The 25,158-nt window shown below is 65.6% G+C and carries 21 protein-coding genes; 3 read left to right on the top strand and 18 right to left on the bottom strand.

Annotation, left to right across the window (positions count from 1 at the left end; all coding sequences use genetic code 11):
* Positions 1-59 precede the first annotated feature (59 nt).
* The 4 genes from AT699_RS31255 to AT699_RS31740 all read right to left on the bottom strand — a co-directional run bounded on the left by AT699_RS31255 (position 60) and on the right by AT699_RS31740 (position 2,489).
* Entirely contained in the window at positions 60-731 is a 672-nt protein-coding gene (locus tag AT699_RS31255) for a C39 family peptidase (RefSeq protein ID WP_232254262.1), read from the bottom strand.
* Between the two features lie 87 nt (positions 732-818).
* Entirely contained in the window at positions 819-1,076 is a 258-nt protein-coding gene (locus AT699_RS31750; protein ID WP_131727228.1) for a hypothetical protein, read from the bottom strand.
* 27 nt (positions 1,077-1,103) lie between these two features.
* The gene (locus AT699_RS31745; protein ID WP_131726752.1) at positions 1,104-1,583 is read right to left on the bottom strand and encodes a hypothetical protein; all 480 of its coding nucleotides are present in this window, start codon (positions 1,581-1,583) and stop codon (positions 1,104-1,106) included.
* A gap of 57 nt (positions 1,584-1,640) precedes the next feature.
* Entirely contained in the window at positions 1,641-2,489 is an 849-nt protein-coding gene (locus AT699_RS31740; RefSeq protein ID WP_145964702.1) for a hypothetical protein, read from the bottom strand.
* A 294-nt stretch (positions 2,490-2,783) separates the two neighbouring features.
* Between AT699_RS31740 and AT699_RS31735 the strand changes: the two genes are divergently transcribed.
* Positions 2,784-2,948, top strand: a complete 165-nt coding sequence (locus AT699_RS31735) for a hypothetical protein (protein WP_155523077.1) — start codon at positions 2,784-2,786, stop codon at positions 2,946-2,948.
* Between the two features lie 211 nt (positions 2,949-3,159).
* Here the strand turns inward: AT699_RS31735 and AT699_RS26755 are convergent, their stop codons facing one another.
* The 10 genes from AT699_RS26755 to aptA all read right to left on the bottom strand — a co-directional run bounded on the left by AT699_RS26755 (position 3,160) and on the right by aptA (position 18,050).
* Positions 3,160-5,130, bottom strand: a complete 1,971-nt coding sequence (locus AT699_RS26755; protein ID WP_058207491.1) for a DUF945 family protein — start codon at positions 5,128-5,130, stop codon at positions 3,160-3,162.
* A gap of 209 nt (positions 5,131-5,339) precedes the next feature.
* A complete protein-coding gene (locus AT699_RS26750) occupies positions 5,340-6,815 on the bottom strand; it encodes a M81 family metallopeptidase (RefSeq protein ID WP_020926288.1) in 1,476 nt (491 codons plus the stop codon).
* A 52-nt stretch (positions 6,816-6,867) separates the two neighbouring features.
* Positions 6,868-8,277 (bottom strand): amidase, encoded by a 1,410-nt coding sequence (locus tag AT699_RS26745; protein ID WP_024070431.1) that lies wholly within the window; start codon positions 8,275-8,277, stop codon positions 6,868-6,870.
* 44 nt (positions 8,278-8,321) lie between these two features.
* The gene (locus AT699_RS26740; RefSeq protein WP_020926290.1) at positions 8,322-10,007 is read right to left on the bottom strand and encodes an ABC transporter ATP-binding protein; all 1,686 of its coding nucleotides are present in this window, start codon (positions 10,005-10,007) and stop codon (positions 8,322-8,324) included.
* 5 nt (positions 10,008-10,012) lie between these two features.
* Positions 10,013-10,918, bottom strand: coding sequence for an ABC transporter permease (locus AT699_RS26735; RefSeq protein WP_006385876.1), 906 nt, complete (start codon positions 10,916-10,918; stop codon positions 10,013-10,015).
* A 9-nt stretch (positions 10,919-10,927) separates the two neighbouring features.
* Positions 10,928-11,869 (bottom strand): ABC transporter permease, encoded by a 942-nt coding sequence (locus AT699_RS26730; RefSeq protein WP_006385877.1) that lies wholly within the window; start codon positions 11,867-11,869, stop codon positions 10,928-10,930.
* A 26-nt stretch (positions 11,870-11,895) separates the two neighbouring features.
* Positions 11,896-13,461 carry an ABC transporter substrate-binding protein gene (locus tag AT699_RS26725; protein WP_006385878.1) on the bottom strand — a complete coding sequence of 522 codons (1,566 nt, stop codon included), beginning with the start codon at positions 13,459-13,461 and terminating at the stop codon, positions 11,896-11,898.
* An 84-nt stretch (positions 13,462-13,545) separates the two neighbouring features.
* On the bottom strand, positions 13,546-15,051 hold the full coding sequence (locus tag AT699_RS26720) for a M81 family metallopeptidase (RefSeq protein ID WP_024070429.1): 1,506 nt from the start codon (positions 15,049-15,051) through the stop codon (positions 13,546-13,548).
* A gap of 78 nt (positions 15,052-15,129) precedes the next feature.
* Positions 15,130-16,626, bottom strand: a complete 1,497-nt coding sequence (locus AT699_RS26715; protein ID WP_006385880.1) for a CoA-acylating methylmalonate-semialdehyde dehydrogenase — start codon at positions 16,624-16,626, stop codon at positions 15,130-15,132.
* A gap of 98 nt (positions 16,627-16,724) precedes the next feature.
* On the bottom strand, positions 16,725-18,050 hold the full coding sequence (gene aptA, locus AT699_RS26710; protein WP_006385881.1) for an omega-aminotransferase AptA: 1,326 nt from the start codon (positions 18,048-18,050) through the stop codon (positions 16,725-16,727).
* Positions 18,051-18,222: 172 nt separating this feature from the next.
* Between aptA and AT699_RS26705 the strand changes: the two genes are divergently transcribed.
* Positions 18,223-19,641, top strand: a complete 1,419-nt coding sequence (locus AT699_RS26705) for an aminotransferase-like domain-containing protein (protein WP_024070427.1) — start codon at positions 18,223-18,225, stop codon at positions 19,639-19,641.
* A 67-nt stretch (positions 19,642-19,708) separates the two neighbouring features.
* On the opposite strand, the gene AT699_RS26700 is transcribed toward AT699_RS26705, so the two are convergent.
* From AT699_RS26700 to AT699_RS26685, 4 genes are all read right to left on the bottom strand, one after another.
* Entirely contained in the window at positions 19,709-20,194 is a 486-nt protein-coding gene (locus AT699_RS26700) for a dihydrofolate reductase (RefSeq protein ID WP_020926293.1), read from the bottom strand.
* A 114-nt stretch (positions 20,195-20,308) separates the two neighbouring features.
* On the bottom strand, positions 20,309-22,372 hold the full coding sequence (locus AT699_RS26695; protein WP_006385884.1) for a putative bifunctional diguanylate cyclase/phosphodiesterase: 2,064 nt from the start codon (positions 22,370-22,372) through the stop codon (positions 20,309-20,311).
* 398 nt (positions 22,373-22,770) lie between these two features.
* Complete coding sequence (locus AT699_RS26690; protein WP_024070426.1) at positions 22,771-23,742, bottom strand: thymidylate synthase; 972 nt, start codon at positions 23,740-23,742, stop codon at positions 22,771-22,773.
* A 50-nt stretch (positions 23,743-23,792) separates the two neighbouring features.
* Complete coding sequence (locus AT699_RS26685) at positions 23,793-24,233, bottom strand: OsmC family protein (RefSeq protein WP_006385886.1); 441 nt, start codon at positions 24,231-24,233, stop codon at positions 23,793-23,795.
* Between the two features lie 115 nt (positions 24,234-24,348).
* On the opposite strand from AT699_RS26685, the gene coq7 reads away from it, so the two are divergent.
* On the top strand, positions 24,349-25,026 hold the full coding sequence (coq7, locus tag AT699_RS26680) for a 2-polyprenyl-3-methyl-6-methoxy-1,4-benzoquinone monooxygenase (RefSeq protein ID WP_006385887.1): 678 nt from the start codon (positions 24,349-24,351) through the stop codon (positions 25,024-25,026).
* Positions 25,027-25,158: the final 132 nt, after the last annotated feature.

Genomic DNA, 25,158 nt, shown 5'->3' with positions numbered 1-25,158 from the left:
GGCGAACCTTGGTTTCGTTGGGAGTGGCGGCTACGGGGCGATAGATCCGTTTTGCCTTTTCAACGGAACCTCTTTCGATTTAGTCCGGAAGGGATTTGTATAACGGCAGGGTGTGATTGTCTCTTCGGATCTAAGTCGAAGAATTGCTCGCCATTATCGATACCGGATTTTAACGGTAGTATCGCCAGAAACCGGCCCCGCCTGACTCCGTTGTCGTTCTGTGTTAAGTCAGTTTCCCACATTTCTAAAAACTGGTGGCGGCTTAACGTCTGATTGCCGACACTGGGATCAGCAAGCCAGATCGTATCCTGGTTTATCCCGCGTAGGACAGTGAAGTGATCATATTTTCTGTTCTTCACATAAAGAATTACAGGAATCTTCAAGCTCTTGAGTTGGGAAAACGTGGCCGAATATCCTTGTGCCTGAAATCCGAGCGCCTGTAGCGCTTGTGCCATGTCTTCAAAAGATGCCCTGCCGTTCTGCTTGTCCATCAATTGCAGCAACTGCAACTCAGTAATAGAAAAGCCAAATGCGCCTTGAAGTAGCGTGGCCATTGATGCGGCGCCGCAGGAAAAATCGAAATCTTGCTTGGTGATGTCTCTGTCTCGCTGGCTTTTCCAATCTTGCACTCGTCGGTGGAGATACAGATGCCCGTTCGGGCCGACCAGTAGAATTTCTGCATAAGCCGTACGGCAAGCGATTGCAATAAAAATGATGAGGCAGGCTTTCAAGAATATTGTCTTTGCTGGACATTAATCTGCCGAGGCTGTTGAGGTAGTCTCTGCAGTAATTTTGATGTTGTTGGTTTTCTATGGTGGCTATAATTTTTTTTGCTTTCGCTTTATATTTTCGAAAAATTTTAATGTAAATAAAATTAATATATAAAGTGCGCTTGATATCAATGCGATAATGGAAACGCTTTGGGGGTTGAGGGAGCCGTTCCAGGCATCTTCTAATACGGCAGAAAAAAATAATAGGCCTGCTGCAATGGCTGCCAGGGTGTGGCATCGCATTTGTGGTTTTGAATTCTCCAGTCCGACTAGAAATCCCATGATGGCGGCGATCAGGTCCCCCATAGCCAATTCCCTTTCTATAAGTCCGCGTCAGCAGCGTAGCTTTTGATTGAGGCGGCACTCGCTGCTGCGTAAATACTGATTGGCTCCGAAGTTGGCGAAGGCGCCATTTGCGCGCCACACGTTTGCCCCTGCGGTGAGTCCGCCACCTGCTGCGGCACCAAGCCCTCCCGTCGTCGCGCCAATAAGGGCGCCGCTTGTCATATTCGCTACAAGAGCCCCTGTCGAGTATGGGTATTTATCTCGTGCTACGCCCACCATATATGTCCCCCCGTTTACCAGTGCTCCCAATGCCGCACCAACAATAATGGGAGATACGGCCCCTTCCGTGTCCTTCATCTCCTCTTTGGAAAGCGCTACAAGCTGGCGAAGATCAGCTGATTCGCGAAATAGTCCAAGCTCCTGTGCGTCGGTAAAATTAGACATGCTGGGTGGTGCAGCGTGAGCGGGGAGCGTAAACGCGAACGCTAACGCCAGCGACGCGAGATAACTTGCGGTTCTTGTCTTCATCGTGCTCTTCCAAAAAGTTTGAGGCAAATGATTGCTGTTTGATCACTAAGAAAACTTCTAAAATGCATATGACCAAGCGAGATTCAGGTCGGCCCCTTTTCGACCGGAAATGGCGGATATCATTGATATATTGACTATGCTTTTTGCAGTGACGCCATAGCCCACGCCGAGGAGCAGGTCGGTGCTGGTGGTGCGGAAGCCGCTTTTCTCTCCGGCGACTGAGTCGGGTTGTTTGTTTGTCCATTGCGCTCCGCCGCTGAGGCTGACTCGATCATTTGCAGCAAATGCAACGGAACCGCTGATCAGGAATAGCGATCCGGGGGTATGGCGGTTTTCTCCTTCGCCTCTTGCGGTACTCATGCTTAAAGCGGTGTTCATAGAGAACACAACTGGATCTATAGCTTTGTATGCTGCCAAGCCGATCATTGCTGATTTAAACTGACTGCTCGTATTGTGCGTTTTTTCCATGAGCGCAATTTGAGAGAAGCCTATTAAACCCGGCGACTCATCATCGTCCTTGATCTGGTAGCTGGTTCCAAACCATATGTCTGATAGACCTTTGGAAGAAGCGCTATAGACAGATTCTGCGGCTGCGGATCGCGTGTCGCTCCAAAAGGCACTAGCCCGTACGTAGAGTTCAGTGCGAGTCGTGAGGCCATATCTCAATCCCACAGTCCCAACCACTATGTCAGTGTTTTTCCGTTCTTCGCCTACGTCTGTATATACGGATACAAAAGAGGTTGGGCCGGTTTGTATGATTAAGGGGTTGCCGATTTGCAGCCCCTGATCTTCACGATTCCCGTAAGCTACCGAGGTGTCGAGCTTCCATGTTCCCGCTTCTGGGACCAGACCTTCCACATACAGCGGCCGTTCAGCTAACGTTGGGGAGCAAAACAGCGAAATCAAACTGATAATGGTACTTTTCGCGCAGACGCATAGCGTCTTATGAAAATAAGGTCTGTCATTTTTTCATCGAGTTAATGCTGTCTCAATATTATTTTGTGGTAATTTTTTGGCGATTCTATCAGCCGGATTTCGTTGTGCGCGCGTTGCTCGAAAAATAGGAATCGTCCTAGTTGTCGTGGGAGAGGAGGGGGCCAACGTGTGCCGGGAATACCCAAACTGATGGTGCTAGGCCTAGGGCTTTCTCAACTTTGGGAATGGATTCGAGCGAATCGGGTGCGATATCGGAGCGCGGCAATGACACAGGACAAGCAGACTGCTGCTAGTCAGAAAGAGTCCAGTGGTGTAGCCGAATTCCGTGCGTGTGACGAACGGCTGTGTCTGCCGCTCATCAGGACTATCCAAAAATGGATATTTCGCAATGGGAAAGAGCAGCCGCTGGCTGCTGTTTCTACAGGTTGACGGCATGTTGAAGAGGGCGCTGGCCCGGCTCAGGCCAACATGCCGTCCCATATTCCAGACCGCACAGGCTTGGCTGTATTAACAGGCCCGTACTGTTAGATTAAATAAAAGGCCTGAGTCCGGTGTTGAACCGAGCTCAGGCCTTTTGACTGCGGACTGTACGATTTGGGACGTCAGTTCATAAGATGAGGGGTGTTTTTGCGCGGCCGCCTTACTTCCTGGCCGGCGCCGCCGTGATGGCGGTGGCGAATTCCTCGGTGATGCTGAAGTAGGTGTTCAGCAGGATCTGCAGGTTCTTCTTGCCAATGCCGCCTTCGGCGTTCATGTCCATCTGCAGCACGGCCTGGTTCTTGTCGTCCAGGTAGGCGCGGGTCCAGCGGTATTGCTGGTTCCAGGCGTTGATGGCCTTGAGCGTGGCCGGCTTCTTGCCGGCGTAGGTGGCGGTGGCGACCAGGTCGTAGCACTTCTCGGAGAAGTCGTTGCACAGGAATTCCAGGCGCAGGTCGGTGGCGCCGGTGTTGCTGGCATCCAGGATCAGCACCGGGCCTTCATCGCCGTCGGTCTTGCGCGTGGTGTAGCCCATGTCGTCCAGCATGCCGACGACCATGTCGACGTCGAACTCGTTGACCACGTCGGCATTGCTGGTGGCGGCCATGTCGTCGTCCATGGCGGTGGCGCCGACGGCCGGCTCGGCTTCGTCTTCATCGTCCATCATGTCCTCGTCCATGCCGGTCGCGCCCAGCAGGCCCGAGAACAGTTCGTCGGCGGGGATCTTCTTGCCGTTCAGGTCGCCCATGCCGTCGGCGAAGTGGAACTTGCCGACGATGTTGTCGCCGTCATTCTTGCCGACGTTGAACATTTCGGCCATGCCGGACATGCTGCGGATGTTGTCGGCGGCCTCGGCTTCGGCCTTGTCGGCGGGCATGCCGTCCTTCTTGATGGCGTACTGCACCATCAGGTCCTGCACCATCGGCTTGGAGATCACCAGCGTGGCGTCGATCTGCTTGATGGCCTTGACCACGATTTCCTGCGGCGTCAGGTCCTTGACGTTGGGAGGATTGGCCAGGTCCAGCGTGACGTTCAGCTTGCTTTCGCCCTTGGCGGTCTTCCAGCTGATCGGGTCGATGCTGAACGACGGATTGCCGGCCAGCAGCTTGCCGGCGTTATCCAGCAGCACCTGGAACTGTTCGTCGTTCAGGCCCTCGTCGTGGGCATCGGCCATGTATTGGCGTATCAGCTGGTTGTAGGTATCGGACAACTGCTTGACCGCGGCGCCGTCCAGCCGGGCCAGCTTGATGACGGCCTGGCCGTTGCCCAGCGGCACGTCGTTGACGTTGATGTCGCCGGTCTGATAGGCGGCCTGGATGTTGATGTTCTTGTCGTCCTCGGCCAGCTTGACGGTGTAGCTGAAGTTGTCGAGGATCACCTTGGCGTCGGCGTCCGGCTTGATCACTTCGATGCGCTTGATCTTGATGCCCGAGTCGCCGACCGACAGGCCGAACTTGCCCATGCGGCTGTCGACGTCCATGGTCAGGCCGGACATCGCCATCTTGATCGGATCGCTGCCCTTGGTGCCGTCCACCGCCAGGATGTCGGTCTTGGCATTGGCGGTGATGGCGGCCAGGCCGCGGTCGAACGTGCCGGTGATTTCCATGCCGCTGAAATCGACCGAATTGCCTTCATGCGTCACCTTCACCGGCGCGATGCGGGCGGTCGATGCCGTGCTGCCGCCAAAGCTGACCATGGCATCGGTGACCAGGGGCGAGACGTCCTTGGTCAGCTCGAACACCGGCTTGACGTTGTCCGTCTTGGCCATTTCGGTGTGGACGAAAGCCAGCTTGGGCGCGATGGCGCCGCGCGCCAGCGCGCTCTTGGGGAACGGGCCGTGCTCGATTTGGGCATCGAATTCCAACATGCCGTCCGGCATGTCGCTCAGGCTCTTGTCGCTCTTGACGAACGACACGCCGTAGCGCGCCTGCGTCGAGAACAGGCCGCGTTCGTATTTGATCTGGTCGATGCGCAGGCCGAACAAAGGCGTGATCTTGGCCAGCTTCTCGTTGGCCTCGGCCAGGCGGCGCTGCGCGCCTTCCTCGATGCGCTTGCCGGTGTACCAGGTAGCACCCACCCAGCTTCCCGCTCCCACTATGACCACGGCTAAGGTGATCGCTACGCTCTTTTTCATGTTTTGCTTTGTCGTTGATTGTCGAGTCTTGTCCCTGCGGCGCGGCGCCGTCGAGCGGCGCGGGCAATGGGACATATTCATCGGCCTGTCAGGACCCGCGGCGAGTATACCGAGGCGGGGTAGCCAGTTGCAGTGCGCGCCGTTACCGAAGATTTCAAAATGAAAGCCGGCGCCCTCGGGCGCCGGCCATATTGTCGACAACGCGTGTTTTACAGGGGATCGAGCGGGTAGATCGGCCGGCGCACATGCTTGAAGTCAAGCTGGCCGTAGTCGGAGGTGGTGACGCCCACGCCGGTGCACTCGATGATCTCGGTGGCCATCTCGGAGAAGCCGGCGCGCCAGTGGACCCGGCTCTTGAGCACCACATAGCGCTTTTGCAGCGGATCGATGCCGGCCGACAGCAGGCAATTGATGTCGAAGGGCTCCTGGTGGCGCGACACCACCACGATCTCGACCCGTCCGGTATCGATCACCACCGTCAGGCCGGTGTCATTGCGCACGCCCCGATACATGGGGCCGCGGTTCAGGTAGACACCGTCGAACACCAGCTTGACCCGGCCGGTCACCGTCAGCGGCTCGCCGGCCCGCTTGATGGCGGGCATGTCCACCTTGCCGCCCAGGGGCAGGGTGACGGTGCTGCCCACGCCCGCCGTGGCGGCCTCGCGCGCCGCCTGGGGATCGCAGATGGCGTAGAACACCACGTCGTCCAATTCCTGGCGCAGCACCTCGGCCAGCACCGCGGTGGTGTCCATGGTGCCGCCGGAGCCGGTGTTGTCGTAGTGGTCCAGCAACACCACCGGGCCTTGCTCGATGGCCTTGGCCCGGGCGATGGTGGGCGCCAGCGGCTCGGAATGGAACACCCATTTCGCCCGGTCGTTCCAGGCGCGCTCCAGCAGTTCGTCGCGGTATTGCTGCGCCTGGGCCAGGTTGGCGTCCGTACAGACCACGGCGCTAAGGCCCGCCTCGCGGATGTCGGCGTGGGGGAAACCCACGAACACCGAGGCCGCCAGAACGCCATCGGCCTCCAGCTGGCGGCAGCGCTCCTGCAGCGATTTGTTGGGATCGGCGTGGGTGCCCTGGCACATGACGTGCGGCAGCATGGGCTTGCCGCCCCAGGTCATCACGGGCTTGATCTCGCCCTTGAGCGTGCGCACGATGACGTTGGCCGCGCGCACGCCGGCCTCGCGGATGTCCACGTGCGGATAGGTATGGAAGCCGCTGATGACGGTGGCGTTGTCGACGATGTCGGCGTAGATGTTGGCGTGCATGTCCAGCGTCACCGCCACCGGCGTCTTGGGATCGATCTCGCGCAGGCGGCGCAGCAGGTCGCCCTCGGCGTCTTCCACGCCCTCGGCCACCATGGCGCCGTGCAGGTCCAGCAGGATGGCGTCGTAGCCGCCCTTGCGGACCTCGTCCAGCACCCGCTTGCACAGCAGCTCGTGGGTCTCGGCGCTGGCCGGGCCGCTGGGCCAGGATTCGGCGGCCACCGGCACCACGATCTCGGCGCCGACGCGGCGCGCCACCTCGATGTAGCCGCCCAGGCCGCTGTCGGTGTTCTCGTAGGCGCGGATGGCGCGGTCGCCGGCCAGGATTTCAGGATTGCCGCGGAAAAAGCGCGCGAGCGGGGTCGGCACGGGCGAGAAGGTGTTCGTCTCGTGCTTGATCATTGCCAGAAGCCAACGCATGGGAATTCCTGTGGTTGCCAAAGGGGAAGGGGATCGGGCCGGTCAGCGCGGGTTAGACGGCCCGGGGCGGCTGCGGCCAGGGCTGCTGGGCCGGGCGCATGCGTTCCCAGGCGCGGGCCACGCGCAGCACGCCCAGATCGTCGAAGCGCGCGCCGGCGATCTGCAGGCCGATCGGCAGGCCTGCCCGGGTATAACCGCAATTGACCGAGGCGGCCGGCTGCTCGCTCATGTTGTAGGGCAAGGTGTAGCCGATGTGGTGCATGGTCGTGGCGACCTCGTTGGTAGGCGCGGCCCACTCGGCGTTGTAGGCCACCACCGGCGCCACCGGCGACAGCACGTAGTCGTAGGGGGCGGTGGCGGCCACGGTCTTGGCGCGCACGTTCAGGGTTTCGTAGTAGCTGCGGAACACGGCCTCGCCGGATTGGCCGCCGCCGCTTTCGGCCCAGGCGCGGATGAACGGCAGGATCTTGTCGCGGCGCGCTTGCGGCAGGGCCCCCAGGTCGATGGCCGAGCGGGTGCGCCAGAAACGGTCGACGCCGTCCAGCATCTCCGGCGTCATCCACGGCTTGAGCGGCGTGACGATGGCGCCGGCCGACTCGAACAGTCGGGCCGCGGCTTCGACGGCGGCGCGGATCTCCGGGTCCAGCGGCAGGCCGCAGCCGGCTTCGAGCTGCAGGCCGATGCGCAGGCCGCGCACGTCGATATCCAGGTTGAGCCAGTCGAAGTCCTGGAACGGCAGGCTCATGTGATCGCGCGCGTCGGGCTGCGACAGCACGCCCATCATCAGCGCGGCGTCAGTGATGTCGCGGGTCATGGGGCCGGCGCAGCGGCCCATGAAGGGAGGGTCGATGGGGATGCGGCCCAGGCTGGGCTTGAGCGTGGCGATGCCGCACCAGGCGGCCGGCAGGCGCACCGAGCCGCCGATGTCGGTGCCGATGTGCAGCGGGCCGTAGCCCGCCGCCGCCGCCGCTCCGGCGCCGGCGCTGGAGCCGCCCGGGTTTTTGCTCAGGTCCCAGGGGTTGCGCGTCAGCGCATGGAAACTCGACAGTCCCGAGGACAGCATGCCGTAGTCGGGCATGGTGGTCTTGCCCAGCACTACCGCGCCGGCCTCGCGCATGCGCGCCGCCGGCGGGGCGTCGGCCGCGGCCGGCGTCAAGTCGGTGGCGGCCGTGCCCAGCGGCACCGGCACGCCGCGGGTGGCGATGTTTTCCTTGATGGTGGCGGGCACGCCGTCCAGCGAGTAGCCGCCGCAAGCCTGCGGCTCGCCCTTCATCCAGCGCGCCTCGGAAGCGCGCGCCTGCGCCAGCGCCTGGTCGGGATCGAGCGCATAGGTGGCGTGGATGTGCGGTTCCCAGCGCGCGATGTGGTCGAGCACCGAGCGGGTCGCCTCGACCGGCGACAGGGTCTTGTTACGGTAGGCGGCCAGCAGCTCCTGGGCCGAGAGTTCATGCGGTTGCGACATGGCGGATTCCGATTGCGTGGGATGCCTGGGTTGATTGGGACGCCTCAGGCGGCGGGGGCCGCCAGCCCGGCCGCCACGGGCCGGAAGTTGCGGAAGTCCCAGTCGCGCCCGGGCGCCGCGTCGATCAGGGCGCGGGTGTACTCGTGGCGGGGATCGGTCAGCACGGCCTGGGCGGCGCCGGTCTCGACGACCTTGCCGCGCTGCATGACCATGATGGTGTCGCAGATCTGCGCGGCCACGCGCAGGTCATGCGTGATGAACAGCACGCCCACGCCGGTGCGCTCGCGCACCTGCTCGAGCAGTTCCAGCACCTGCGCCTGCACCGACACGTCCAGCGCCGACACGGCTTCGTCGGCCACCAGGATCTCGGGGTCCATCACCAGCGCGCGGGCGATGCAGATGCGCTGGCGCTGGCCGCCTGAGAACTGGTGCGGGTAGCGTCGCATGGCGTCGGGGCTCAGCCCGACCACCGACAGCGTCTCGCCGGCACGTTGCAGCGCCTGCTCGCGCGGCACGCCGAAGTTGAGCAGGCCTTCGATGATGGACTCGCCCACGGTGCGGCGCGGGTTGAGCGAGCGGTAAGGATCCTGGAACACGATCTGGATGCGGCGCCGCACCGGGCGCAGGGCCGCGCCGGACAGCGTGCTGAGGTCTTCGCCGCCCATCATCATGTGGCCGGCGGTGGGTTCGATCAGGCGCACGATGCAGCGCGCCACGGTCGACTTGCCCGAGCCGGACTCGCCCACGATGCCGAGGATTTCGCCCTTGCGCAGCGTCAGGTTGACGTCTGCTGCCGCGATCACGTTGCGCGGCGCGCTGCGCGAGAACAGCGAGCGCTTGCCGCCGTAGGTGCGCCCCAGGCCCTTGACGTGCAGCACCGGCACGCCCGCGGGCGCTTCGCGGTGCAACGGCACCAGGCTGGGCACCGACGACACCAGGCGCCGCGTGTACGACTGCTTGGGTTCGGCCAGGATCTCGTCGCGGGTGCCGCTTTCGATCAGGTCGCCGCGGTTCATCACCACGATTCGGTCGGCGATCTCGGCCACCACGCCGAAGTCGTGCGTGATGAACAGCACGGCGGTCTGGTGCTTGACCTGCAGTTCCTTGATCAGCAGCAGGATCTGCTTCTGCGTGGTGACGTCCAGCGCCGTGGTCGGCTCGTCGGCGATCAGCAGCTTGGGCTCCAGGATCAGCGCCATCGCGATCACGATGCGCTGGCGCTGGCCGCCCGAGAGCTGGTGCGGATAGGCATCGTAGATGCGCTCGACGTCGGGCAGGTGCACCGAGCGGAACATGTCCAGTACCTTGGCGCGGCGTTCGGCGGCCGACATGCGGCGATGCAGGCGCAGCACTTCGTCGACCTGCTTGCCGACGGTGTGCACGGGGTTCAGCGCCGTCATGGGTTCCTGGAACACCATGGCCATGCGGGTGGCGCGCAGTTCGCGCAGGCGCCGCGGCGTGGCGTTGGCCACGTCCTCGCCTTCGACGCGGATCGAGCCCGCGCTGATGCGCAGCACGCCGGCCGGCAACAGGCCCATGACGGCCAGCGATGTGACCGACTTGCCCGAGCCGGACTCGCCGACCACGCACACGGTTTCGCCGGCGTGCACGTCCAGGCTCAGGTTGCGCACCACGCGGTTGCCGGCGCCGCCGACCTCCACCGACAGGTTGCGGATCGCCAGCACGGCGGACGAGGTATCGCCCGCGGGGGGAGTGGGAGAGTAGGTCATCGGCATCAGATCCTGCGCACCATTTTCGGATCGAGGGCGTCGCGCAGCGCGTCGCCCAGGATGTTCACGCTGAGCACGGTCAGCGACAGGAACAGCCCCGGGAACAGGATCAGGCCAGGCAGCATGCGGAAGTACATGCGGCCTTCGGACATGATGTTGCCCCAGGAGGCGATCTCGGGCGGGATGCCCGCGCCCAGGAAGCTGAGGATGGCCTCGGTCAGCATGGCCGAAGCGAACACATACGTGCCCTGCACGGTCAGCGGCGCGATGGTGCTGGGCACCATGTGGCGCCACAGCAGCAGCGGCAGCGGCGTGCCCAGCGCCAGCGCCGCTTCGACGTAGGGCTCGCCGCGAACGGTCAGGATCTGGCCGCGCACCAGGCGCACCACCCGTGGAATCTCGGGGATGGTGATGGCCACCAGCACCGTCATCAGGCTGGCACCGGTGACCGACACCAGGGCAATCGCCAACAGGATGCCGGGGATCGCCATGATGGCGTCCATGGTGCGCATGATGATGCCGTCGAGCGAGCGGAACCAGCCGGCGATGACGCCGACCACCAGCCCGATGGTGACGCTGATGACCGCCGCGCCCAGCCCCGCGATCAGCGAGACGCGCGCGCCGTAGGCCACGCGCGACCAGACGTCGCGGCCGAAGGCGTCGGTGCCGAACAGGTAATCGGTGAACGGCTGCTTCAGGCGCGCGCCGGGATTGATGGACGTCGGGTCGACCGTGCCCAGCAGCGGGGCGAACAGGGCGATGGCGACAATGATGAGCAGCACCACCAGGGCCAGCATCACCGGCCAGCTTTTGAGGCCCTGGCGGATCTGGCGCCAGGCGGTGACGTGGGGCGTGCCGCCGCCGGGAAGATCGGCGGCCGCTTGCGCGGCGGCGTCGGTTGGCGTTTGCATGGCGTGGCCTCAGTATCGGATACGGGGGTCGAACACCGTGTAGGCGCAATCGACAACCAGATTGATGAACACGTAGACGAAGGCGAAGAACAGCGTCAGGCCCTGGATCACGGGGTAGTCGCGCGCCAGCACGGCTTCGACCACCAGCCGGCCCAGGCCGGGGATGTTGAACACCGATTCGGTCACCACCACGCCGCTGATCAGCAGCGCGATGCCCAGGCCCACCACCGTGGCGATGGGCACCGCGGCATTGCGCAACGCGTGGCCCAGCAGCACGCCGGTCTCGGTCAGCCCCTTGGAGCGCGCGGTGCGGATGAAGTCCTCGCCCATCACCTCGATGACGCTGGTGCGCGTGATGCGCGCGATCAGGGCGATGTACACGGTGGACAGCGCCAGCGACGGCAGGATCAGCCGATGCAGGAACAACCAGAAGCCATTGGCCAGCGGCGTGTAGCCCTGCACGTTGAACCAGCCCAGCTTGATGGCGAAGGCCCAGATCAGCAGGTAGCCGGTGACGAACACCGGCACCGAGAAGCCCAGCACCGAAAAGCCCATGACCGCGCGGTCCAGCAGCCGGCCCTGGCGCCAGGCCGCCAGCACGCCCAGCGGGATCGCCACGATCAGCGTGAAGACCAGCGTCAACAGCGCCAGGCTCAACGACGGTTCGAGGCGCTGGCCGATGAGCTGGGTGACCGGCACGCCGGACATCAGCGAGGTGCCCAGGTCACCCTGAAGCAGCTTGCCGCCCCAGATGAAGAACTGCCTGGCCATCGGCTGGTCCAGGCCCATCGTCTGGCGGATCTGTTCGATCCGCTCGGGAGTGGCGCCGTCGCCGGCCATGATGATGGCCGGATCACCCGGGCTCAAACGCAATATCGCAAAGACCACCACCGCGACCATCACCAGAACGGGGATGGTCGCGAGGAGCCGGCGTGAGACGAATGCCAGCATGTATTTCCCCCTGAACTACTTGCCCGTCAAGGGGCTTTTTTCACATTCCAGAACGCGAACACCGGCGCATGCACCAGGCCCGAGAGCTTGGCCGTATACACGGTGGGCACCGACATCTGGCCCAGCGGCACGTACAGGCCCTCGTCGATGCCGATGCGCTGCAATTCATCGGCGATCTTCTTCTGCTCGGCCGGATCGGAGGTCAGCGCGAACTTGGTGCGCAGTTCCTCGACCTGGGGGAAGTCGGGCCAGCCGAACCAGGCGTTGTCGCCGTTGGCCGCGGCCGGGGCCGAGCGCACCGGGTCCATCACGTCGGTGGCGTACCAGTTGGTGTTGTGGATGTTCCAGCCGCCTTCGGCCGGCGCCGCCTTGGAGGCGCGGCGGGTCGCCACGCTCTGCCAGTCCATCGCCGCCAGGTTGACGTTGAAGCCGGCCTTGCGCAGGGCCTGGGCCATCACCACCGGCTGGGCCGACAGCGTGCCGACGTCGGTGGCGTGCATCACCAGGATCGGGGTGTTGTCATAGCCGGCTTCCTTCAGCAGGGCCTTGGCCTTCTCGATGTTCGAGGGCACCACCACGTCCTTGCCGATGTCCGATTCCAGCGGCGTGCCGCAGCCCCACAGCGAGGCGCAGGTCTTCCAGTACTTGGGATTGCCCACCAGCGCCTTCATCACGTCTTCCTGGCCGATGGCGTACATCGCGGCCTGGCGGATCTTCTTGTTGTTGAAGGGCGGGTACTTGAAGTTGAAGCGGTACATCGTGAAGTAGCCGACCGGGCTGAGCGACTCTTCCTTCAGGTCCTTGTTGCCTTCGATCATCGGCAGCAGGTCATAGGGGAACTGCTCGACGAAGTCGATTTCGCCGCCCAGCAGGGCGTTGGCGGTGGTCAGGGCGTCGGGCATCACATCCCATTGCACCTTGTCCACGTTCACCACCTTGCCGCCGGCCAGGCCGCTGGCGGGTTCCTTGCGCGGCACGTAGTCGGCGTTCTTGGCGTAGACGGTCTTCACGCCTGGCTTGAACTCGATGACCTTGAACGGGCCCGAGCCGGTCATGTCGGTGATCGGCTGGCCGATGGGCAGTTCGGCGATGCGCTTGGGCATCATGAACGGCGCGGTGCCGGTCGGCTTGGACAGGGCGCGCAGCGCCAGGTCCGTGGGTTCCTTCATGACGATGCGGAAGCTGTTGTCGTCGATGACTTCGATCTTGTCGGTGAATTTCAGCAGCGTGCGGCCCATGCCGTCGCCGGCGGCCCAGCGCTTGATCGACGCGACGCAGTCCTCGGCCGTGACCGGCTTGCCGTCATGCCATTTCTGGCCCGGGCGCAGCGTCATGGTGTAGGTCTTGCCGTCGGCCGAGACATCCCACTTTTCCAGCATCTGCGGCTGGATCTTGTTGTCGGCGTCGGTGGCCAGCAGGGTGTCGTAGATCATGTAGCCGTGCCACGTGGTGATGTACGCGGTGGTGGCGTGCGGATCGGTCAGGCGCAGCGGCGAATGCATCACCGCCTTGATGACGGTGTCGGCGTAGGCGCCATGGGCCATCAGCAGGGTGGCGCCGGCGAACGCGGCCGCGCGGACGAACTTGAGCATGAAATTCCCCTTTTATGCGTAGTGAGCGGCGCGGATTGCCGCTACGTCGTTGACGCGCCGCGCCCCGGGCGCGGCGTGCGAGGGTCAGTCGCTTGCGGCGCTGGAAAAAACCGGGCCGCAAGGCGCCATTCTGATGCCGGGACGCAACCGTGTCCATGGTTGTTTTGCCGCATCCATCAGCATCGATCCCGGCGCGGCGCAAACCAGGATGGCGTGGGCGATGGGGGTGAAGTCGGCGCGGAAATGCGCCGAGCTTTTCACCGCCAGGATGGCCGCGCGGCGCGGCTCGATGCCGGCGAAACGGAACATTTCCTGGTCCGCCATCTGCACCTTGTTGGACGCCACCACGATGCGCACGCCGCCGATGCGCAGGCAGGCGCTGGGGCCCAGGTCCATATGGAAGCCGCGGTAGAACGCGCCATGCGTATCGAAGCGCCCATCCGAAGTTTTCTCCACGATGAACTCGGCGTCCAGCGGTTCGTCGTCGGGAATACCCGAATGTCCACCCAATGCAATGCGGACCGATTTACCCACGCCGGCGCGGTGCGCGGCCAGCGCCGCTTCCGGATCGACGATCAATCCGATGGCGGCATCGCGCGCCTGGTGGCGGATCAGGGCGCGCAGCAGGCCCGTGGTGTCGGAACTGCCGCCGGCGCCGGGGTTGTCCTGCGCGTCGGCGATGACCACCGGCGCGTTGGCCTCGCGCGCCAGTCGCATGGCGGTGGTGACCGCGTCATCGGGTGAATACAGGGTGCCGCCAAAATCCCGTTCGGCATCGAGCACCGCGCGCGCCAGCGTGTCGGCGGCCGCGTCGGCCTCGGCCTGGGTGGCGCCGTAGGCCCATACCGCGGGCAGGCAATCGGGGAAATCCGCCGCCGGAAAACCGGTGGCCAGCGACACGCTCTGGGCGCCGCGCGCCTCGATGTCGCCCACCATCTGGTACAGGCTGCGCGCCGGCTCGATGTCGGTCGATTGCCAGCACAGCGGAATCAGGTAGGGCAACTGTCGCAGGGCCACGCAGGGACGGGGCGCGCCGGCCAGGCGCCGCGCCAGCAGCGCGGCGGCGCGCTGGCCGGTCTCGGCCATGTCGATGTGCGGATAGGTGCGGTAGCAGACCAGCGCGTCGGCGTGGCGCACCATCGCCGCTGTCATGTTGGCGTGCAGGTCCAGGCTGGCCACCACCGGCACGTCGGGGCCGACCAGCGCGCGCACGCGCTTGAGCAGTTCGCCTTCGCCGTCGTCCAGGTGCTCGGTGACCATGGCGCCGTGCAGGTCCAGGTACACGCCGTCCAGCGGCAGGGCCGCTTGCAGGCCCTGCAGGATCAGGGCGCTGATGCGTTCGAAGGCATCCTCGGTGACTGGACCGGAAGGGCTGGCCGCGGCCCACGTGGCCGGCAGCAGCGTGTGCTGTTGCATGGCCTCGATGAAGCCGGCCACGGGAATGTTGGCGCCGGCCACGGCCTGGAACATCGCCGGACCGCTGACCAGCTTCGGCCAGCCGCCGCCCTTGTCGGCAAAGTCTTCCCACGCCGCGCGCGAAGGCGCGAAGGTATTGGTTTCATGCTGAAAGCCGCCGATCCCGATGCGCATCAGGATTCCCCTTGTTGTGTGTCTTTCGGCAAAACCCCGGCCGCCTGGCGGCTCGGGGCGGTGAACGCGTCTACATGGTCACTTGGCCACCGGCATGGTGAATTCCGCGCCCTTGGCGATGCTGTCCGGCCAGCGCTGCATCACGCTCTTGTAGCGTGAGTAGAAGCGGATGCCTTCTTCGCCGTAGGCATGGTGGTCGCCGAACAGCGAACGCTTCCAGCCGCCGAACGAATGCCAGGCCATCGGCACCGGGATCGGCACGTTGATGCCGACCATGCCCACCTTGATCTGGCGGGCGAAGGCGCGCGCCACGCCGCCATCGGACGTGAAGCAGGCCACGCCGTTGCCGAATTCATGGGCGTTGATCAGCTCGACCGCGGCGGCGAAGTCGGGCACGCGCACCACGCACAGCACCGGTCCGAAGATCTCTTCGCGATAGATGTTCATCGCGGGCTTGACCTTGTCGAACAGCGTGCCGCCCAGGAAGAAGCCTTTTTCGGCGCCCGGCACCTTCAGGCCGCGGCCGTCGACCACCAGCTCCGCGCCGGCGGCGACGCCGTCCTCGATGTAGCCGATGACCTTGTTGCGGTGCTGCGCCGTGACCAGCGGGCCCATTTCGGCGTCGCCCTGCATGCCGTCCTTGACCACCAGCGCCTTGACGCGCGGGACCAGGCGTTCGATGACCTTGTCGGCCACGTCGCCCACCGCCACGGCCACCGAGATCGCCATGCAGCGTTCGCCGGCCGAGCCGTAGGCCGCGCCCATCAGCGCGTCGGTGACCTGGTCGAGGTCGGCGTCGGGCATCACCACCAGGTGGTTCTTGGCGCCGCCCAGGGCCTGCACGCGTTTGCCGCGGCGCGTGCCTTCGGCGTAGATGTATTCGGCGATGGGGGTCGAGCCGACGAACGACAGGGCCTCGACGTCGGGGTGCGCGATCAGCGCGTCCACGGCCTGCTTGTCGCCGTGCACCACGTTGAACACGCCCGGCGGCAGGCCGGCTTCGGTCAGCAGCTCGGCCAGGCGCAGCGAGGCCGAGGGATCGCGTTCGGACGGCTTGAGCACGAAGGTGTTGCCGCAGGCGATGGCCACCGGGAACATCCAGCACGGCACCATCATCGGGAAGTTGAACGGCGTGATGCCGGCCACCACGCCCAGCGCCTGGCGCATGCTCCAGTTGTCGATGCCGCCGCCGATCTGGTCGGAATACTGGCCCTTGAACAGATGAGGAATGCCGCAGGCGAATTCGACGATCTCGATGCCGCGCATCACTTCGCCCTTGGCGTCCGAGAACACCTTGCCGTGCTCGCGCGTGATCAGTTCGGCCAGCTCGTCCTGGTGCTTGTCCAGCAGCGCCTTGAAGTTGAACAGCACCCGGGCGCGCTTGAGCGCGGGGGTTTCCGACCAGGCCGGAAAGGCGGCCTTGGCCGCGGCCACGGCCAGCGCCACTTCGTCGGTGGAAGCCAGCGGCACGGAAGTGATGATCTCGCCGGTGGCCGGGTTGAAACCGTCGGCGTAGCGGTTGCTGCGGCCATCGTAGGGCTGGCCGTTGATGTAGTGCGAGAGGTTCTTCTTCATGGGAAAGCTCGGAGCGGGGTTCTTTGAAAACGCCGGAGGGCGGCCCGGGGCCGCCCGCCGTTGTGTGCGATGCGCGGCGCCTGCGCCGCGCCGGGGGGTTACGCGACTTCCTTGAGCACCTTGCCGATCTGCTCGAAGATCTGGCCGATCTGGGCCTCGTCGATGATCAGCGGCGGCGAGACGGCGATGATGTCGCCGGTGTAGCGCACCATCAGGCCGCTGTCGAAGCACTTCTGGAACACTTCGGCGGCGCGCGCGCCCGGCGCGCCGGCGCGCGGCGCCAGCTCGACGCCGGCTACCAGGCCCAGGTTGCGCACGTCGATCACGTGCGGCGCGCCCTTCAGGCTGTGGGCGGCCTGCTCGAAGGCGCCGGACAGCTTGCGGGCGCGGCCGAACAGGTCTTCGCGGCGGTAGATGTCCAGCGTCGCCAGGATGGCGGCGGCCGCCAGCGGGTGGGCCGAATAGGTGTAGCCGTGGAAGAACTCGATGCCGCCGGCCGGGCCGTTGACGATGGCGTCATGCACCTCGCGGCGCACCGCGACCGCGCCCGCGGGCACGGCGGCGTTGCTGACGCCCTTGGCCATGGCGATCAGGTCCGGCGTCACGCCGAAGAATTCCGACGCGGTGGCCGCGCCGAGGCGGCCGTAGGCGGTGATGACTTCGTCGAAGATCAGCAGGATGCCGTGCTTGGACGTGATCTCGCGCAGCTTTTCCAGGTAGCCCTTGGGCGGGATCAGCACTCCGGTGGAACCGGCCATCGGTTCGACGATGACGGCGGCGATGGTCGAGGCATCGTGCAGCGCGATGATGCGTTCGAGTTCGTCGGCCAACTGCGCGCCCCAGGCCGGCTGGCCCTTGGAATAGGCGTTCTGCTCCAGGTTGTGGGTGTGGGGCAGGTGGTCCACGGCGGGCAGCAGCGCGCCGGAGAAGGTCTTGCGGTTGGTCGAGATGCCGCCGACCGAGATGCCGCCGAAGCCCACGCCGTGGTAGCCGCGCTCGCGGCCGATCAGGCGGGTGCGCTGGCCTTCGCCGCGGGCGCGGTGATAGGCCAGGGCGATCTTCAGCGCGGTGTCGACCGACTCGGAACCCGAGTTGGTGAAGAACACGCGGTCCAGGCCCTGCGGCATGAAGCCGGCGACCGCCGTGGCCGCTTCGAAGGCCAGGGGGTGGCCCAGCTGGAAGCCGGGGGCGTAATCCATGGTGCCGGCCTGGCGCGAGATCGCCTCGACGATCTCCTGGCGGCCGTGGCCGGCGTTGACGCACCACAGGCCGGCGGTGCCGTCCAGCACCTGGCGGCCGTCGACCGAGGTGTAGTACATGCCCTTGGCCGACGCCAGCATGCGGGGATGCGCCTTGAACTGCTTGTTGGCGGTGAAAGGCATCCAGAGATGGGACAGGTCGGGCAACTCGGCGGGGGCGTTCATGGCGGCTCCAGGGGGAAGGACAAGCGCCGGAGCCTGCGCGCGTTTCGGGCGGGCGGCCGGCGGGATGCGATTGATTCTGGTACGTCCGGCCGCGAATGAAAATATACAATCCGTGCAAACCGGGCTAACTGTATAGTTGCAGGCATGACAACTGTACAGATAGCGTAGCGCCGTGATCGATTTCCAGCCCGTGCGGGCCCGTGGCCAGGCGCCGACCCTGGTGGACCAGGTGGTGGCGGCCGTGTTGCGCGCCATCGAAGCCCAGTCGCTGCGTCCGGGTATGTCCCTACCTTCGGTGCGCGACTTCGCGCGCCAGTACCAGGTCAGCACCTTCACCGTGGCCAGCGCCTACAGCCGCCTGGTGTCGCTGGGCTGGCTGGCGGCGCGCCCGGGCGCCGGCTATCGGGTGGCCGCGCCCGACGCGCCGCCGCGCCGGGGCGCGCCGCAATCCTGGGAGCCGCCGCGGCTGAACGCGGCCTGGCTGCTGTCGGATATCTTCGCGGACCATTCCATCCCCATCAAGTCGGGCTGCGGCTGGCTGCCGGGCGAGTGGCTCAACGAGGAAGGGTTGCACATGGCGCTGCGCCACATGGGCCGGGTGCCGGCCATGCGCATCGCCAACTACGGCCATCCCTATGGCTATGCGCCGCTGCGCGAGACCATCGCCGCCACGCTCAGCGCCCAGGGCATGGAAGTCGAAGTGTCGCAGGTGTTGCTGACCCAGGGCGTGACGCACGGCCTGGACATGGTGATCCGCACGCTGCTGCGGCCCGGCGACACCGTGCTGGTCGAGCAACCCGCCTACGCCAATCTGCTGCAGATGCTGCGCCTGGCCGGACTGCGCGTGGTGCCCGTGGCGCGCACGCTGGACGGCCTGGACTGCGAGGCGCTGGAGCAGGCCGCGTCGCAGCACCGGCCGCGCGCGCTGTTCGTCAACACCGCCTTGCAGAATCCATCTGGCGCGAGCATCAGCATGGCCAACGCCTTCCGCATCCTGCAACTGGCCGAGCGCCACGGGCTGTGGGTGGTGGAGGACGACATTTCGCGTGAGCTGGCGCCGGGCGTCACGCCCATGCTGGCGGCGCTCGATGGCGGCCGGCGGGTGGTCTACCTGGGCGGGTATTCCAAGGTCATCAGCCCGTCGGTGCGGGTCGGCTACGTGGTCGCGCACCGCGACCTGGCGCGCGATATCGCCCGCACCAAGATGGCGGTGGGCCTGACCTCGCCGGAAATCATGGAGCGTATCGTCCACCAGGTCATCCGCGAAGGACGCTACCGGGCGCACATCGAGCGCACCCGCGAGCGGCTGGCGCAGGCGCACGCCACGGTGGCCGAATTGATGGCGCAACACGGTTTCGAGATCTACGCGCAGCCCCGGGCCGGGCTGTTCCTATGGGCCAAGGTGGCAGGGCAGTGGCGCGAGCGGGGCGCCAACGGCCTGGCCGGCCTGGCATTGAAGGACGGCATCTGGCTGGCGCCGGGGTCGTACTTTGAAGCGGACGAGGCCGATACGCCCTGGGTGCGCTTCAACGTGGCGTACTCGGAAGCGCCGGCGCTGTGGCGCTTCATGCGCAACGAGGGCGCGGCCTAGCCTGCTGTCAGGGGGGCGGCGCGGCGTTGGCACCGCGATGGCAGCCATCGCGCCCGGGCGGGGCGGCTCAGGCGCGTTCGTACGTCACGAAATCGTAGCGGTAGCCGTTTTCCTCGGGCTGCGCCGCGCGCGCGGTTTCGCGCCACTGGAAGCCGGGCAGCAGGGGGAAGAAGGCGTCGCCCTCGACCTCGGCATGGACCTCGGTGGCAAGGACGCGGCTGGCCAGCGCCAGGGCCTGCGTGTAGATCTGCGCGCCGCCGATGACGAAGGCCTCGGCGCTGTCGCCGCAGGCGGCGATGGCGGCCTCCAGTGTCGGCACCACGGTGGCGCCGGCGGCCTCGAAGGCCGGGTTGCGGCTGACGACGATATTGGCGCGGCCGGGCAGGGGGCGGCCGAGCGAATCCCAGGTCTTGCGGCCCATGATGATCGGATGGCCCAAGGTGCTGCGCTTGAAGTGCGCCAGGTCGCCCGGCAGTTTCCAGGGCAGGGCGTTGTCTCGGCCGATGGCGCGATTGGTGGAATAGGCGACGATCAGGGTCAGGCTGGCGGGCATTCGGACAGGTACGCAAGGAGGCGGCCGGCGGCGCCGGCGGGAAGATTCCAAGCGTAGCAAATTTGGCCGGCGGGGCGGGGATGCGCCCGGCCGCGCGGGTCGGCTGGCGTGGATTCAGCCCGCGGCGTGTTCCAGGAATTCGTCGGCCGGCATCGGTTTGCCCAGCAGGAAGCCCTGCAGTGAATCGCACCCCAGTCCGGTCAGGAACTTCTGCTGGGCCGCGGTCTCCACCCCCTCGGCCACGATGCGTAGATTCAACTGCTGCGCCAGCGCCACGATGGCCGAAACGATGGCAGCGTCCTCGTTGTCGTTTTCCAGCTGGTTGACGAAACCGCGGTCGATTTTCAGTTCGGTCGCGGGAAGTCGCTTGAGGTACAGCAGGCTGGAGTAGCCGGTGCCGAAGTCGTCGATCGAAATGGTCACGCCCAGTCCCGACAGGCGCTTGAGCACTGTCAGGCTGGCTTCGGCGTCGCGCATGGCGGTCGATTCGGTCACTTCCAGCGTCAGGCAGGATGGTGGCACATCGTGCCGCGCCAACGCGGCGCGCACGGTCTCGACCAGGCTGGCGTGGGCGAACTGCAGCGCGGAAATGTTGACCGCGATGGTCCAGTGGCCCTGCCCGGCGTTGATCCATTCGCGCATCTGGCGGCAGGCTTCATTGATGACCCATTCGCCGATCGACAGGATCAGCCCGGTCTTTTCCGCCGTGGGGATGAACTGGTCCGGACCCACCAGGCCGCGCGTCGGGTGGTTCCAGCGCAGCAAGGCCTCGGCGCCCATGATGGGGCCGGCCGGCGCCTCGTACTTGGGCTGGTAGTGCAGCACGAACTGGTCGCGTTCCTGCGCCAGGCGCAGGTCGTGCAGCAGCTCGATCTGTTCATGCGCGTCGGCGTTCATCGACGGCTCGAAGAAGCTGTAGCCCGTGCCGCCCAGGCGCTTGGCGTGGTACATCGCGGCGTCCGCGTTGGTCAGCAGCGCATGGGTGTCCTCGCCGTCATTCGGGTAGATGGCGATGCCGACGCTGGAGGTCACCAGCACCTCGTGGCCGTACACCATCACCGGCCGCGCGATGGCTTCGATCAGGCGGTCGGCCACATTGGCGGCGTCGGTTGGTTCCACCACTTCGCTGAGCACGATGAATTCGTCGCCGCCCAGGCGCGCCACCGTGTCCTGGGTGCGCAGGGTCTGGCGGATGCGCTGGGCCAGGTCGATCAGCAGGGCGTCGCCGGTATGGTGGCCGTAGGCGTCGTTGACCGCCTTGAATCCGTCCAGGTCGAAGAACAGCACGGCGAAATAGCCCTTGCGGCGGCTGGCGCTTTCGATGGCCTGTTCCAGCCGGTCTTCCAGCAGGATGCGGTTGGGCAGCTTGGTCAGCGTGTCGTGCAGCGCCAGCTGCACCAGTTCCTCGTTGGCCTCGGCCAGCGACGAGGCCAACGCCGAGGTGCGGGCTTCGAGGCGGTTGTCCAGCACCGCCACCACCAGGGCGATGGCCAGCACGCTGAGGGTGACGGCGGTGACCGCGATGGCGAGCCAGCCGGCCGAAATGCCGGCGTCCGCGGCCATGCAGATGCTGCCGTCCGGAAAGCCCGCGGCTTCCATGCCGGTGTAGTGCATGCCGACGATCGCCAGCCCCATGACCACGGCCGCCAGCGGCCGCGACAGCGCCACCCGCGGCCCGTCGTGGCGCAGGCGGTAGGTGATCCAGAGCGCCGCGCCCGAGGCCGCCACCGCGATGGCGATGGACAGGGCGAACCAGGCGGGGTCGTAGACGATGCCCGGCATCATGCGCATGGCCGCCATGCCGATATAGTGCATGGCGGCAATCCCCGCGCCCATCAGCAGGGCGCCGCTGAGCAGGCGGGCCCAGGGCAGGTCGTCCTTGCAGACGATCCACAGCGCGAAGGCGGAGCAGCCGATGGCGATGGCCAGCGACAGCACGGTCAGCGGCAGGTCGTAGCCCATGGGAATGGGCAGGTTGAACGCCAGCATGCCGACGAAATGCATGGACCAGATGCCGATGCCCATCGCCAGCGCGCCGCCGCCCAGCCAATAGCGCGCCGCCGGCAGCCCGCTCGCCGCCCGCACGCGGTTGGCCATGCCCAGCGCCGTATACGACGCCAGGATGGCGACCCCTAGGGATACGAGGACGAGCGAAGGGTTATATGTTCCAACGAGCATTTTTGGGGTCCTGTCCTGAGCGCATACAGCCGCCGCGCCGGCCTCAATTCAAATCAATTAGTAGTCAACAGTTGCAACTGGGCCGCAAGGGAATCCTGCTGTCGACGCTGGCGATTCACGTACTCTCTTGTCTGGATGGGGGGTGCGGCGCGGCACTGCAGGCGGGCGGCGGACCGGACGGACTGCCCGGTTACGCGGCGAGGGCCAGGCACGGCGCGGCATGGGCCGTTCGGAAGCAACGGCGCGCAGGGCTTGCTGGACGCGCGTCCGGGGCTAAGGGATGGGTTATACCGAAAACGGGCTTCCAGAAGCTCACCAATCTTCACTTGCGCCGGACGGGGGCGCACCCGGCGCCGGATGGCGGCCGCACGCGACCCGCGAAATGCCGGCGGTGGGTTCTAGACGGCCATCGGCGCCGTCAATGGCGCGTGGTGCGTGTATCCGGCCAGCGAAAAATCGCCGGGCTCGACCTTCTCGAGCCATTCCGGCTCGTAACGGCCGGTCTGGGCGAAATCGGGGATGCGGTCGGACAGCACCAGGCGCGGGGCTTCCAGCGGCGTGCGCGTCAGTTGCTCGCGCAGCATCGGCAGGTGGTTTTCGTAGATATGGGCATCGCCGATGAAATACGTGAACCAGCGCGGCGTGTAGCCGGTCAGTCGACCCACCAGGTGCAACAGGGCCGCGCCCTCGGTGAGGTTGAACGGCGTGCCCAGCCCGACGTCATTCGAGCGGATATACAGGCACAGCGAGATTTCGCGGGTGGTCGCGTTCGGCAGGAACTGGTAGAGCAGGTGGCAGGGCGGCAGCGCCATTTCCTCGATCTGCGCCCAGTTCCAGCCGTGGAACAGGATGCGGCGGTCGCCCGGCCGTTCGTGGATGGTGTCCAGGCACTGGCGCAACTGGTCGACCGCCTTGTACAGCAGCACCTTGGACACGCCGCCTTCCTGCAGGTCCGCGACCTTGGTGTAGCCGCGGCCCAGGGCGTCGGCGATCTGGCCGTCGCGACCGGCGTCCAGCAGCTTGTAGGCCGGCCACTGGCGCCATTGCACCCCATAGACCGGGCCCAGGTCGTCCGGGCCTTCGCGGTAGGGGTTGGCCAGCCACTGGGCATTTTCGTTGGCGTTCTGGTCCCAGACCTTGCAACCCAGTTCGCGGAACTCGGCGGCGCTGCGCACGCCACGCAGGAAGCCAACCATTTCGCCGATGGCGGACTTGAAGGCCAGCTTCTTGGTGGTCACGGCCGGAAAGCCCTGCTGCAGGTCGAAGCGCAGTGAGGCGCCCGGCATGCTCAGCGTGCGTATGCCCGTCCGGTTTTCCTGCCACGCGCCGGTGTCCAGGATGGATTGAACGAGGTCCAGGTATTGTTTCATGGGTACAGAATCAGAAAAGGCTGAAATGGCGGCGTGTCGGCCGGGGCGCGCTAGGCAGCGGCGGCGTCCCGGGTGTCGACGATGTCCACCGAAAACGTCAATTCGGCGGTTTTTTCGAGCATCGCGGATGCCGAGCAGTATTTTTCGTGCGACAGCTGCACCGCGCGCTCGACCGCGGCGCGCGGCAGGTCGCGGCCGGTGACCGTGAAGGCAAAGTGGATGCGCGTGAACACCTTGGGGTCGACATCGGCGCGGTCGGCCTGCAGCTTGACGCTGCAGCCGGTCACGGCGTGGCGGCCACGCTTGAGGATCAGCACGACGTCATAGGCGGTGCAGCCGCCGGTGCCGGCCAGCAGCATTTCCATCGGACGCGGCGCCAGGTTGTGGCCGCCGCCGTCCACGGCGCCGTCCATCACGGCCACGTGGCCGCTGCCGGTGCTGGCGGTAAAGAGCATGCCGTTGGGGCCGCCCCAGTCGATCGTGCATTCCATTTGTCAGGTCCTTGTGCTTGAGCGCAGTCAATGGCTGATGATACCCGTTGCGTACAATTCCAGGCACGAGAGTCCCACCCCGGATGAGGGGTGTGTGCCCATTCAGGAGTCGTCTATGTCCCTCACGCTGTCTCGATCCGGTCCCGCTGCCTTCCTGCGCCGCGCCAGCCCGCTGGATGCCCTGCTGGCCGAAGCCGACCGGGCCCTGCGGGTGTTGTCCGGCAGCGCCAGCGCTGGCCGGCCCAATCCAGCCACCGCCGAGGAGGCGCCGGATACCCTGTCGGCGCAGGAAAAGCGTCACGCCGCCGGCTTGATGCGGGTGAACCACGTGGGCGAGGTCTGCGCCCAGGCCCTGTATCGCGGGCAGGCCGCCGTCTGCCGCGAGCCGGGGCCGCGCAACTTGTTGCTGGAGGCCGCCGGCGAGGAAGTCGACCACCTTGTCTGGTGCAACCAGCGCCTGACCGAACTGGGCAGCCGCCCAAGCCTGCTGAACCCGGTCTGGTACGCCGGCTCGTTCGCGCTGGGCTTGTTGGCCGGCTATGCGGGCGCGCCGCGCAACCTGGGCTTCATGGCCGAAACCGAAAAGCAGGTCGAGGCGCACCTGGAAGGGCATTTGCGGACGTTGCCGGAACAGGACGCCCGTTCCCGCCAGATCGTGCAGAAGATGAAGGACGACGAGGCCCAGCATCGCGCCAGCGCCGAGGCTGCCGGCGGCGTGCCGCTGCCCGGACCGGTCAAGGCCGCCATGCGCGCCATGTCCAAGGTCATGACCACCACCGCATACCGAATCTAGGGCTGCCCGCGCAGGGCCGGCAAGGCCCGGCATCAGAATGTTGCAGTGCGCAATATTTGCCGCATATTGGTGCCGCATGCACCTTTCCGGTGCAAATCATAGGGCGGGATAACCCGATCGTGGCTAGGGTAA

The organism is Achromobacter xylosoxidans, assembly GCF_001457475.1.
GTDB lineage: Bacteria > Pseudomonadota > Gammaproteobacteria > Burkholderiales > Burkholderiaceae_B > Achromobacter > Achromobacter xylosoxidans.
Note: the sequence above shows the minus strand (reverse complement) of the source record. Positions and strands in the feature narration are given on the sequence as shown.